Origin of the sequence: Mesorhizobium jarvisii (genome assembly GCF_003601985.1) — a bacterium.
Classification (GTDB): domain Bacteria; phylum Pseudomonadota; class Alphaproteobacteria; order Rhizobiales; family Rhizobiaceae; genus Mesorhizobium; species Mesorhizobium jarvisii.
On the sequence record NZ_QZXA01000001.1, the window covers coordinates 1 to 12598 of the forward strand.

The 12598-nt window shown below is 63.6% G+C and carries 12 protein-coding genes; 7 read left to right on the forward strand and 5 right to left on the reverse strand.

Annotated features, from left to right (window positions below; genetic code table 11):
* Positions 1-123: 123 nt before the first annotated feature.
* From D3242_RS00005 to D3242_RS00025, 5 genes are all read right to left on the reverse strand, one after another.
* A complete protein-coding gene (locus D3242_RS00005) occupies positions 124-930 on the reverse strand; it encodes an ABC transporter permease (protein ID WP_064982905.1) in 807 nt (268 codons plus the stop codon).
* Positions 930-1763 carry an ABC transporter permease gene (locus tag D3242_RS00010; RefSeq protein WP_038645585.1) on the reverse strand — a complete coding sequence of 278 codons (834 nt, stop codon included), beginning with the start codon at positions 1761-1763 and terminating at the stop codon, positions 930-932. Before D3242_RS00010 ends, D3242_RS00005 begins: the two co-directional genes overlap by 1 nt.
* Positions 1764-1783: 20 nt before the next feature.
* Positions 1784-2896, reverse strand: coding sequence for an ABC transporter substrate-binding protein (locus D3242_RS00015; protein ID WP_064982907.1), 1113 nt, complete (start codon positions 2894-2896; stop codon positions 1784-1786).
* 69 nt (positions 2897-2965) lie between these two features.
* Positions 2966-4060 (reverse strand): ABC transporter ATP-binding protein, encoded by a 1095-nt coding sequence (locus D3242_RS00020; protein ID WP_064982909.1) that lies wholly within the window; start codon positions 4058-4060, stop codon positions 2966-2968.
* A 136-nt stretch (positions 4061-4196) separates the two neighbouring features.
* Positions 4197-5084, reverse strand: a complete 888-nt coding sequence (locus tag D3242_RS00025; RefSeq protein WP_019857136.1) for a LysR substrate-binding domain-containing protein — start codon at positions 5082-5084, stop codon at positions 4197-4199.
* 75 nt (positions 5085-5159) lie between these two features.
* On the opposite strand from D3242_RS00025, the gene D3242_RS00030 reads away from it, so the two are divergent.
* The 7 genes from D3242_RS00030 (at position 5160) to D3242_RS00060 (ending at position 12571) form a co-directional block, all read left to right on the forward strand.
* Entirely contained in the window at positions 5160-6746 is a 1587-nt protein-coding gene (locus D3242_RS00030) for a zinc-binding metallopeptidase family protein (protein ID WP_064982911.1), read from the forward strand.
* 40 nt (positions 6747-6786) lie between these two features.
* Positions 6787-7719 carry a dimethylarginine dimethylaminohydrolase family protein gene (locus D3242_RS00035; protein ID WP_010915034.1) on the forward strand — a complete coding sequence of 311 codons (933 nt, stop codon included), beginning with the start codon at positions 6787-6789 and terminating at the stop codon, positions 7717-7719.
* 159 nt (positions 7720-7878) lie between these two features.
* On the forward strand, positions 7879-8496 hold the full coding sequence (locus D3242_RS00040) for a cupin domain-containing protein (protein WP_064982913.1): 618 nt from the start codon (positions 7879-7881) through the stop codon (positions 8494-8496).
* A gap of 140 nt (positions 8497-8636) precedes the next feature.
* On the forward strand, positions 8637-9578 hold the full coding sequence (locus tag D3242_RS00045; protein WP_019857132.1) for an ABC transporter substrate-binding protein: 942 nt from the start codon (positions 8637-8639) through the stop codon (positions 9576-9578).
* A 92-nt stretch (positions 9579-9670) separates the two neighbouring features.
* Positions 9671-10471 (forward strand): ATP-binding cassette domain-containing protein, encoded by an 801-nt coding sequence (locus tag D3242_RS00050; protein ID WP_019857131.1) that lies wholly within the window; start codon positions 9671-9673, stop codon positions 10469-10471.
* On the forward strand, positions 10468-11481 hold the full coding sequence (locus D3242_RS00055; RefSeq protein WP_064982915.1) for an ABC transporter permease: 1014 nt from the start codon (positions 10468-10470) through the stop codon (positions 11479-11481). Before D3242_RS00050 ends, D3242_RS00055 begins: the two co-directional genes overlap by 4 nt.
* 1 nt (position 11482) lies before the next feature.
* Positions 11483-12571 (forward strand): phosphotriesterase family protein, encoded by a 1089-nt coding sequence (locus D3242_RS00060; RefSeq protein ID WP_064982917.1) that lies wholly within the window; start codon positions 11483-11485, stop codon positions 12569-12571.
* Positions 12572-12598 lie beyond the last annotated feature (27 nt).

Consider the following 12598-nt stretch of genomic DNA (forward strand, 5'->3'; position numbering starts at 1 on the left):
AAGGTCTCATCTGATACCGGAACGTGAAGAATCAATTTGCGAGCGAACGGCATAGTCAGATTGTAGGCCGACGGGTGACTGCTTTCCAGCGTCTCACTGATCCAGCATTTATGAGTTCACGGCCTAGTGCCCGGCGCGCTGCCTGGTCATCACACTGCGCACCGCCAGCACCAGCACCGTGATGATGATTAGGATCACCGAAAGGGCGGCGATCGCCGGGTCGATGTTGTCGCGCAGGCCCATCCACATCAGGCGGGGCAGCGTGATGGCATTGACCGAGGTGATGAACAGGGTGACGCCGATTTCTTCCCAGGACAGTACGAAGGACAAAAGCGCTGCTGTGATGATGCCGAACTTGATGTTGGGCACGATGATGCGGGTAGCACGCTCCCAGACAGTTGCGCCAAGGCCGCGCGCGGCAAGGTCGATGCGGCGGTCGAGCTGGCTGAGCGAGACCAGGATCAACACGGTGGCGAAGGGCACCGTCATCACCGAATGGGCCATGGCGACGCCGAGCCAGGTGTCGTAGCCGAAGTACGAGCTGAAGCCGGAGATCGAGGTCAGCAGGAAGTAGAGCGTGATCGCCGACACCACCGGCGGCACCACCATCGGCAACAGCACGAAACCGACCAGTGCCGCGGTAAAGCGGGGCTGGAACATCCACACACCGAGGCTGAAGCAGAGCGCCAGCACTGTGGAAATCGCGCTGCTGACGATGCCGATACGGATCGACAGCAGGATCGACTGGAGCCAGCGCGGATCCTCGATCAGCGAGCGATAGTGGCGCAGCGACAGTTCGCCCGTCGGCATCGCCAGCATGCGGCTCGGCGTCAGCGACACCGGGATGACCGCAAGCAGCGGCATCAGCAGGAACAGCGCCACAAGGGCGGCGAGGATCAGCGAGACGGGACCGGGGCGATAGGTCGGCATCAAATCAACTGCTTCGGTCTGACATAGCGGAACAGCAGCGCCATCAGCGCGCCGACGAACAGCACCAGCACGACGCTGATCGCAGCCCCCAGCCCCCAGTCCGGACTCTGGAAGATCCTGAGATAGATCAGTTCGGCGATCATCACGCTGCGGCCGCCGCCGAGGATTGCCGGCGTGACGAAGAAGCCGAGCGAGAAGACGAACACGATGAGCGCCGAACCGATGATGCCGGAGCGTGTCATCGGCACGAACACCGTCCAGAAGGTGCGCGTGCGGCTGGAGCCAAGCCCGCGCGCCGCAAGCAGCACGCGGTCGTCGAGGCTGCGCATGGCGGACGCCAGCGGAAAGACCGCGAAAGGAATGAGGAAATGCGTCATGCCGACGACGACGCCGAACTCATTGCGCACCAGGGTCAGCGGTTCGGAGATGAAACCGATCGATTGCAGCCAGGTGTTGATCAGGCCGCGATTGGACAACAGCGCCACCCAGCCAAAGGCACGGGTCAGCACAGAGATCCAGAACGGCACCAGGATGCAGAATTCGGCGATGAGGCGCTGCGCCGGGCTGCCACGCACCCAGACGACCGTGATGGCGTAGGCGGCGGCGACGGAAACAACTGTGACGATCGCCGCGATGCGCAGCGTGCGGATGAACACCGACTGGACCAGATCGTCGGTGAGCAAGGCATCATATTGGCCAAGCCCCGGCGTCGGCAGAGTAAAACTCCACTTCACCACGCCGAGAAACGGCCAGGCATAGGCCAGGACGAGGAACAGGAGCAGCGGCGCCATCAACAGCGCCGCGCCCATCCTGTCGGAGAGAACGCCTCTCATCTCAGATCAGCATCCCGCTCTCAGGCGGAGATGATCTTGGTGTATTCGTCGAGCGCCGCGCCGTAGTTCTTGGCGTACCAATCCATGTCGAGTGCGATCTGCTTCTTCATGTTTTCGGGATCGACCGGGTTGATGCGCTTCTTGTCGGCGGGGATCAGCGCATCGGCCGCCGGGTTGGCCGGGCCCTGGCCGAGCTTGTCGAACATGACGAGCTGCTTTTGCGGATCCTGTGCGCTGGCGATGAACTTCATCGCCGCGTCCTTGCCGCCGGGATTGTTCTTGAGCACGGCCAGCGCGCCGGGCGAGATCAGGCCCTGGTCCCAGATGAACTTGATCTTGCCGCCGGAATCCTGCTCGATCAGCGAGGCACGGGTCGACCAGACGATGGCCATCGAGGCTTCGCCATTGAGCAGCACGCTCTGGCTCTCGGCGCCGCCGCCCCAGTAGGCGACGACGTTTTCCTTGAAGGCGGCGATCTTGTCATGCGCCCGCTTGAGGTCGAGCGGATAGAGCGAAGCCGGCGCGATGCCGTCGGCCAAAAGCGCCGCTTCCCAGCTCGACACGCCCCATTTGTAGAGGGAACGCTTGCCGGGGAACTTCTTGACGTCGAAGAAGTCGGCCATGCCGGTCGGGGCATTGCTGCCGTATTTCTCGGAATCATAGGCGATGACATAGGAGAAGAAGTAGGTCGAGGCGGCATATTCCCAGCCGAAGCCGGGGCGCATCTTCTTCTTGTCGACGATGTTGTAGTCGATCGGTTCGAGCGCGCCCTGTGCGCCGAGCGTGATGGCCGAGAACGGATCGACGTCGACCAGGTCCCAGGTCGGCGCACCGCTCTTGAACTGCGCCGAGATGGCGCCCTCGGTCGGGCCCGAGCCGTCCATCTTGACGGTGATGCCGGTGTCCTTGGTGAAGGCCTGGCCGTAGGCCGCATCATAGGCGGTGATGGCGTCGCCACCCCAGTTGACCAGCACCAGTTCCTTGGCCGCGGCAAGGGCTCCGGTCGAGCGCAGCAGCATCGGCGTGCCGGCGAGCACGAGGGCTGCCAGCTGCGTGAACTGGCGGCGCGAGATCTCGCCGCGTCTGGTCCTTTCGGACAGCGTGTCGATGGCGTTTTTCTTGGTGTCGTTCATGTCAGTTCCCCTTTGTTTTCGTTGATTTCAGTCCGGAAGCCGGCGCGGCGGGTCAGGCCGCGCCGGCGCTCATTGTCCTCCGTCCGGAAGGAGGAAACCCTTTTCCGCCGGCCAGGTCAGCCAGACGGAATTGCCTTTGCTGAGTGCCGCGGCGGCAACCTCGTTCGGCACCGAGACGGTCACCTTGGCGCCCTGGCGTGTGGTCAGATCGAGCTTGGTGGCGGCACCCAGATAGGTGGAGGCGATGGCGGTCGCCGCAATGCCGTTTTCGCCGGCGGCCGCTTCGCGCGCGATCGACATGTGCTCGGGCCGGATCGCCAGGATGGCGTCACCACGGACCTTTTCAGCCTTGCAGTGCATATTGACCGCGCGGTCCTCGCAAAGGCCCGTCGAGCCATTGTCGGCGGGCTTGACCCCCTTAAGCGGCAGCATGTTGATCTCGCCGAGGAATTCGGCGACGAAGCGGTTATCCGGCCGGTCGTAGACTTCGTCCGGCGCACCGACCTGCAGCAATTTGCCGTGGTTGAAGATGGCGACGCGCGAGGACAGCGCCAGCGCCTCGCTCTGGTCGTGGGTGACGAAGACGAAAGTGGTGCCGGTTTCCTGGTGCAGGCGCTTCATCTCGGCCTGCATCTGGCCGCGCAGGCTCTTGTCCAGAGCCGAGAACGGCTCGTCGAGCAGAAGCACGCCCGGCTCGAACACCAGTGCGCGGGCCAGCGCGACGCGCTGCTGCTGGCCGCCGGAGAGCTGCGAGGGCAGTTTCTTCTCATGGCCGATCAGGCCGACGCGCTCGATCATCTCGCCGACGCGCTTTTTGATGTCTGCGGCCGATTTCTTGCGCACCTTGAGCGGGAAGGCGATGTTGGCCTCGACGCTCATATGCGGGAACAGCGCATAGCCCTGGAACACCATGCCGGCGGCGCGCTGCTCGGCCGGGCGGTCGGTGATGTCGGTGCCGTCGCTGAAAAGCTTGCCTTCGGTCGGCTGTACGAAGCCGGCCAGGACCATCAGGAAGGTGGTCTTGCCCGAACCAGAAGGGCCGAGCAGCGTCAGGAACTCGCCGCGGCCGATATTGAGCGACAGATTGTCCAACGCACGGAACGAGCCGAAGCTCTTGCCGATTCCGATTGCCTTGATCTCTGCGGCCCGGCCGGGTTGCTGCATCCTGCCTCTTCCTCAGTCCCAGGTGAAATCGTAGGCAGGCTGGCGGCTCACCGCAACCGAATAGTTTTCGCTTGATCGGCAAATTTGATTCACGTCTGGCAGTTGGGACGCGTCCAATCTTCCCCTCCGGGGGAGATTAGAGTCGGCTCTCCGACAGCTTCGCCCTGAGCCAGTCGCTGAAGGCGTTGAGCACGGGATGACTGGCCTTGGCATGCTCGAAGACCAGGAAATAGGAGCGTGGCGAGGGCACGGAAGCTTCAAACGGCTTGACCAGCCGGCCTTCGCTGAGCGCCCGGCGGCCGGTCAGCTCGTCGCCCATGGCAATTCCCTGGCCGGCGACCGCTGCCGAAAAGACGAGGTTCATGTCGGAAAAGAAGATGCCGCCTTCGGTATCCGGGTTTTCCACCTTGGACAGCGCCAGCCAGCGCGCCCAGTCCTCGGTGTCGGAGAGATGCAGAAGGTTGGCGCGCAGCACGTCCGCCGGTTTGGAAAAGCCGCCGACCTTGTTGAGCAATGTCGGGCTGCAGAGCGGCGTGAAGTGGACTTCGCAGAGCAGCTCCACCGCCCGGTTCGGCCAGTTGCCGACGCCGAAGGCGATGAAGGCGTCGGCGTCCGGGTTCGAGACGTCATCGAGCCGGCGCGGCGTCAGCACCGAGAGCGCCACGTCAGGGTACATCTGCTGGAACTCGCCGATATGGGTGCACAGGAACATGGAGGCGAAGCCTGGCGGGCAGGAAATGGCGAAAGAGCCGCCGACGCCGGCGCCGTTCGTCTGCGCTCCCGCGTCGCCGAGCACGGTCAGCGCCTTCCTGACATCGGCGGCGTAGCGCTGGCCGCGCGGCGTCAGCGCCACCCCCTTGCCGATGCGCTGCAGCAGATCGAAGCCGAGATCGCGCTCCAACAACCGCAACTGGTGGCTCACCGCGCTGCGGGTGAGGTGCAGTTCGTCGGCGGCACGCCAGACGCTGCCGTGGCGGGCGAAACTGTCGAGGGCGCGCAGCGCCTGTGTGGATGGAATTCTCAAGAGGTGAACCGAATTTGCATGAACCGGGAAAACATATCACTTTTTGGCGAGCCGCTTCACTGCTTTCTTTGATGCATGGACAAACCGGTGACGACATCGGCGCAAGAGACCGCCCTTGCCTGCCTCGACGGCATCCAGCCGCTGCTGTCGGCTTGGACGCGCACCATCTTCGATTTCGGCGAGACCGCCTGGCGCGAATACCAGTCGGCCGCATGGTATGTGGAGCGACTGAAGCGGGAAGGCTTTACCGTCGAGGAAGGTTCCGGCGGCATGCCGACCGCCTTCTGCGCCCACTGGACGAATGGCGCCGGACCGACGATCGGCCTGTATGCCGAATATGATGCCGTGCCCGGCAACTGCCAGGACGCGGTGACGGTGAAGCAACCGCGGCCCGGCCTTGGCGTCGAGGCCGGCGGCCACACCGATCCGCATTCGGGGTTGGGCATGGCAAGCCTCGGCGGCCTGCTGGCCACCAAGGCGGCGATGCAACACCACGGCATCCCAGGCACGTTGCGCTTTACCGGCGAGCCGGCTGAAAAGGTGCGCGGATCGAAACCGATCCATGCGGCCAAGGGTTATTATGACGGCCTTGCCGGCATGATCTCGTTCCACCCTTTCTACATGCTGCCACTCTGCAATACGGCGCGCTGGGACACGCATTGTGGGGCAGCCTACGCCATGATCTTCCGCTTTGTGTGCGACGAACCCGAAAACTGGGTTCGCGCAGGCGACGGCGCACCGATCCCGCAGGCGCATTCGGCGGTCCGCGCCCCCGGCGCCAACGACGCGCTGATGACGATGTACATGGCTTCCAAGGCGCTGCGCGATTCCATGCTGCCGCACCAGGGCGGCTGGTCGATCAGCGAGGCGATCCTGACAGCCGGCCAGGCGACCGCCGATAATCTGCCGGCGGGGCTGGCAGAAATCCAGTACATGATCCGCGTGCCGACCATTGGCATGGCCGAGCAGGTGACAGCCGTGCTCGACCGCAATGCGGCGGCGGCGGCCGCGATCAGCGGCTGCCGTTACGAGCGCCACTGGGTGTCGAAGTCGCGGCCCGGCTTGGCCAATCATGCCATGGCCGGGATTGCCTATGAGGCGCTATCGACGGTCGGGCCGCCCCGCTGGGACGAGGCCGCCAGGGCGATCGGGCGCGAAATCCAGGTCAATGCCGGTGGTACCGCGACCGAGAACCCGTTCATCGACGAGTTGGAGCGGCTGATCGCACCACAGGAGGCGGAGGCGATCCTGCGCCGCGACCTGCCGCCCTCGCAGGTGAATTCAACCTCCGACGACTACACCGACATGAGCTGGCACGCGCCGACCGCGCGCTTTTACGTCGCCCGTCCGGCGCTGCGCTCGTCGAATGGCCATACCTATCCCTCCTGGGTGATGAATGCGCTGGGCGGCATTTCCGCCACCATCGACCCGATGGTTGCCTGTGCGGCCAAGACGGTCGCGCTGGCGGCGCTGCGCCTGCTCGAGGACGAAAAAGCCCGCGATGCGGCGATGGACGAGTTCGTCACCCGCACCGGCGGCGGCATTGGCGGCACCAACTGGATCGCGCCGCTCTGCGACTACGAACCGCCGATCAACTTCCGCTGGCCGGAATATGTCACCACGGTGCGCGGCCGCGACTGGTGGATCCCGAACAGCGCATGACCCGACCAACTCTTGAGAACAAGCCCACGAGGAGAACCGCATGACCGTTCATGACCGCATCGTCGCCGAGCCGTTTTCGCTGCAGCGCCGCAACCCGGCCGGCGGCACCAAGCCGCTGACATCATGGGGCTTCGCCAACGAAACCGACGTGCTGACCGACGTGCTGCTGGGGTCGCCGAATTTCCTGCGGCATCTGTCGACCAGCTCGCTGTCGCGCAAGCATCTGCGCGAGGCGCCCTGCAACGTCCAGATCGCGCAGGCGCAGCACAAGGACCTGGTCGCCGCCTATGAGCATTTCGGCGTCAACATCCACTGGCACGAGCCGACGCCGGAACTGCCGATGCAGGTCTATTCCCGCGATTCCAGCGTCATGACGCCTTACGGCGCCATCATCACCGCCATGGCCAATTGGTGGCGGCGCGGCGAAAACTATGCCGCCATCCGCACCTACGAGAAGCTCGGCATCCCGATCTACGACATGGTCACGGCAGGCACCTTCGAGGGCGGCGACTTCAACGTCATCGAGGACGGCGTGGTGCTGATCGGCTGCGGCGGCGCCCGCACGCAGGAAGAAGGCGCCCGCCAGGTGCAGGCCTGGTTCGAGAAGGAGGGCTGGGAAACCCGCATCGCCTTCATCGACGAGTACTATGTCCATATCGACCTGATGGTGGTGCCGATCGCCGAAAAGCTCACAGCGGTCTGCTTAGCCTGCACCGAACCCGGCATCGTCGACTGGCTGAAGGGCAAGGGCCACGAGATCATCGACGTTCCCTTCCAGGACACGATGGCGCTCGGCTGCAACTTCATGTCGCTCGGCAAGGACAGGGTCATCGCACCGACCTCCAGCCAGACGTTGATCGGCCAGCTCAAGGCGCGCGGTTTCGAGGTCGCGGCCGTCGACATGAGCGAAATCTCCAAGACCGGCGGCGGCATCCACTGCATGGCGCAGGCCTTGAAGCGCGAAGCCGCGTAAGAGATCACCGCCCCGCCGGTGTTATACGGCGGGGCGCGGAGACTGCCTGGACGGGTCCTTGGCTCGATCCGATGCATCGTCTGTTTTTCGCAAGGATGGACAACGCACGGGATCGGTTTTACGAGTCAGCCCGACCAGCGGAGATGTTCGCGCCCCCCAATGAACAAGATCGATACCCACAACAGCAAGGGCGGCGACGACCGCTCTACAGCCACCAGCCTGTTACGGCTCGGCACAAGGTTGAAGCTCTCCCGGCAGACGCGTGGCCTGACCTTGAAGGCGCTCGCGGCCGCCGCCAACTGCTCCGAAAGCCTGCTTTCCAAGGTCGAGAACGGCAAGGTCTCACCTTCGCTGCCCATGCTTCACCGGCTCGTCGAGGTGCTCGGCACCAATATCGGCTGGATGTTCGAGGAAGCCGATGGCGAGGAAGGCATCGTCTTTCGCGCCGGAGCACGGCCGTTGATTGCGCTCGATCCGCTCAGGCGCGGCGAAGGTATATCCCTGGAACGCGTCATTCCCTATTCGCCGGGCCACCTTCTGCAGTGCAATATCCATCACATCGAGGCGGGCGGAGAAAGCGCCGGCCCGATCCAGCATGCCGGTGAGGAAGTCGGCTATCTCCTGGAAGGCGCCATCGAACTGATGGTCGGTGAAAAGACGTTTCGCCTGACCGCCGGCGATTCCTTCGTTTTCAACTCGGAACTGCCGCACTGGTACCGCAATGTCGGCGACGAACGCGCCAGCATTTTCTGGGTGAATACGCCGGCGACATTCTGATCTGGCCAGCCCCCTTCTCCTTTCGCCGACGCTAATTCAAGTCACTTGACAAGAAATCAAGTATCTTGAATTATGCGTCTGCGCTCAGCGCCAGATGAGCCCGATCAAGGGCCTTTTCCGCAAAACCAAGGGGAACCGGAATGCGTCTTATCAAGATCCTTTCAGGCTGCGCCGCAGCCATCGCCATGACCCTCGCGCTTGGCTCCGCCTCGGCCATGGCCGAAACCTATGCGCTGGTCACCATCAACCAGCAAGCCCTGTTCTTCAACCAGATCAATGACGGTGCCAAGGCCGCGGCAAAGGCCGCCGGCGTCGACCTCGTCATCTTCAACGCCAACAATGTGCCGAGCGCGCAAAACGACGCGATCGAGAACTACATCACCCAGAAAGTCGACGGCATCATTCTCGTCGCCATCGATGTCAACGGCGTGAAGCCCGCGATCACCGCGGCCAAGGCCGCCGGTATTCCGGTGATTGCCATCGACGCGCAGATTCCGAATGGCGACAATGTCGCCTTCGTCGGCGTCGACAACACCAAGGCCGGCGAGGATATCGGCAAGTTCTACGCCGACTACGTCAAGACCAAGCTGAACGGAACCGCCAAGATCGGCGTTGTCGGCGCGCTTAATTCGTTCATCCAGAACCAGCGCCTGGACGGCTTCAAGAAGGCTGTCACCGAGAGCGGCCAGAAGGTGACCTTCCTCGACACGGTCGATGGCCAGAACGTGCAGGACGTGGCGCTGTCGGCCTCCGAAAACCTGATGACGGCCAATGCCGACATGACGACGCTTTATGCGACCGGCGAGCCGGCCCTGCTCGGCGCCGTTTCGGCCGTCACCAGCCAGGGCCGTACCGGCGACGTCAAGGTGTTCGGCTGGGATCTCACCAAGTCCGCGGTGCAAGGCCTCGAAGAGGGCTGGGTAATCGCCGTCGTCCAGCAGGATCCGGCCGGTGAAGGCAAGGCTGCCATCGAAGCCTTCGGCAAGCTCAAGAAGGGCGAGAAGATCGATCCGATCATCAATGTTCCGATCACCATCGTGACCAAGGAAAATGTCGGCCAGTTCAAGGACATGTTCAAGTAAGATCCTCCCCAGACCGCCGGGCCGCGCATTGACTTTGTGGTCGTTGCGCAGCCCGGCGACCGTTTGAACATGCCGCATTGAGAACTGGAACCATGATGAGCGATGGCGAGACCTACCGCGTCAGGATGACCGGTATTTCCAAACGATACGGGCCTATCCAGACGCTGGATGATGTTTCGCTGAACCTGAAACCTGGCGAGGTGCTTGGCCTGGTCGGCGACAATGGCGCCGGCAAATCCACCTTGAGCAAGGTTCTGTCCGGAGCGGTCATTCCGGATTCCGGCACGATCGAGATCGATGGCAAGGCCGTGTCCTTTTCCTCGCCGGCCGATGCCCGCGCCGCACGGGTGGAGATGGTCTACCAAGACCTTTCGCTCTGCGACACGGTGGATGTGGCGGGCAATCTCTTCCTTGGCCGCGAGCCTCGCCGCCACGTACTCGGCCTCCCCTTTCTCGACAACAGACGCATGCATGACCAGACGCGCGAGATGCTCGACCGGCTCGGCATCGTCATCGCCGACACCAGGCTCAAGGTCGAGAACCTGTCCGGCGGCCAGCGCCAGTCGATCGCTATCGGCCGCGCCGCCTCCTTCGATCCATCGGTGCTGATCATGGACGAACCGACAGCCGCCCTTGCGGTGGCGGAAGTCGAGGCGGTGCTGGACCTCATCCGCGCCGTCAGCGCCCGCGGCGTCAGCGTCATTCTCATCACGCACCGGCTGCAAGACCTGTTCCTGGTCTGCGACCGCATCCAGGTCATGTATGAGGGCCGAAACGTCGCCGAACGCAGGATCGGCGACACCAGCATCGAGGAGGTCGTCAACCTGATCGTCGGCCGGAAATTCACCGCGCGCTCGGCGCGCGCCAGCCGCGACGAGGGGGTACAGCCATGAACGTCACCTCCGCCGGTGTCGGCGCCTCGCCGCCCAAACGTGCCCACAACAGCACCTGGAAGGATGGGGCGCTAGCCAATGGCAGCGTCGTCTCCATCGCGCTGTTCTTCATCGTCGTCTGCGTGGTCTTCTCGCTGGTCACCGGTTCCTTCCTGACGACGCCCAATCTGCTCAACATCGTGCGCCAATCGGCGCCGCTGCTGATCGTGGCGGCGGCGATGACCTTCGTCATAACCACCGGAGGCATCGATCTTTCGGTTGGGTCCGTGCTGGCGCTGACGGCGACACTTTCGGCCGTTGCGCTGCAGGCCGGCCTGCCATGGCCGCTGGTCGTTGTCGGCATGCTGGCGCTTGGCGCGGCGATCGGCGCCTTGCAGGGTTTCTTCATCGCCTATGAGCGCATCCCGGCCTTCATCGTCACCCTTGCCGGGCTCTCGGTCATCCGTGGCGTGGCGCTGCTGATCACCGGCGGCTATTCGATCCCGGTCGAGCCGACGAGCTTCTTCGTCAACATCGGCAGGGCCTGGTTCCTCGGTGTGCCGGTACCCGCATTGCTCGCCCTTGTCGTCCTGGCCATCGCCTATCTCGCCTTCAACCAGACGCCGTTCGGCCGCTATGTGACCGGCATCGGGGCCAACGCCGAGGCTGTGCGCCGCGCCGGTGTCGATACGCGCTTCATGACGCTCTTCGTCTATGTCCTGTCGGGCATGGCGGCAGCGTCGGCCGGCGTCATTCTGGCCGCGCGGCTGGGCTCCGGCTCGTCCAATTCCGGCCAGGGTTTCGAGCTCGATGTCATCGCCGCCGTGGTGCTTGGCGGCACCAGCCTGTTCGGCGGGCGCGGTACGATCATCGGCACCGTGCTCGGCGCGTTGACCGTCGCTGTCATCGGCAACGGCCTGATCCTGGCGCACATGTCGCCCTTCCTGACGCCGATCGTCACCGGCACAATCATCCTCGTTGCCATCTGGCTGAATTTCCGCCTGTTCAAGGGCGCGACGCGGAGCCGCTGACATGGATCATTTGTTCGACAACACGCCAAGGCAAAGGGTGCCGATCGGTGTTCGCTCCGGCACCGTGATGACCGTTGCCGGCCCGGCCGCGATCGCCGACATGGGCGTGACGCTGATGCACGAACATATCCTGCTCGATGGTTCGACATCCTGGAAATGCCCCTGCCATCCCGACGACCGGAAGATCGCCGAGCAGCCGGTCAGTATGGAGATCATCGGCGAATTGCGGATGAACCCCTACATGAATCGCGACAATGTCTCGCTCGACAATAGCGACCTGGCGCTTTCCGAGCTCGCCAGGTACCGGGCGCTTGGCGGCCATACGGTTGTCGACGCGACCAATATCGGCATCGGCCGCGATCCGGTGAAGCTGGCGCGTATTGCCCGCGCCTCCGGATTGCGCATCGTCATGGGCACGGGCTTCTATCTGCAGCACACCCATCCCGACTGGCTGAAGGCGATGGACGTCGACGCCGTCACAGAATTTCTCGTCAACGATATCGGCGGCGGCCCGACGCAGCCCGAGATCATGGCCGGCATCATCGGCGAGGTCGGCGTCAGCAAGGATTTCACCGAAGAGGAACGCAAGTCGCTGCGGGCTTCAGCGCGCGCGGCCAGGATCACCGGCGTCCCGCTGACCATCCATCTGCCCGGCTGGGAACGGCTGGCGCATGACGTGCTCGACGTGGTCGAGGCGGAAGGCGCAGATCTCAGACACACTGTCCTCTGCCATATGAATCCGAGCCATAATGATCTTGCCTACCAGAGAAGCCTCGCTGCGCGTGGCGCCTTCCTGGAATACGACATGATCGGCATGGATTTCTATTATGCCGACCAGGATGCGCAATCGCCTTCCGACGAGCAGAACGCGCAGGCGATCCGTTCGTTGATCGACATGGGGCTGGTCGACAGGATCCTGCTGTCGCAGGACGTCTTCCTGAAGATCATGCTGACGCGCTTCGGCGGCTTCGGCTACGGCTTCATCCTCAAACATTTCGTGCCAAGGCTGAAACGCCATGGTGTCGAGCAATCGGCAATCGACCGCATGCTCGTCGACAACCCAAAGACCGTGTTCGCCGCGAGCCTCTGAACCGCCGGCCACAGCAAAAAACAGGGA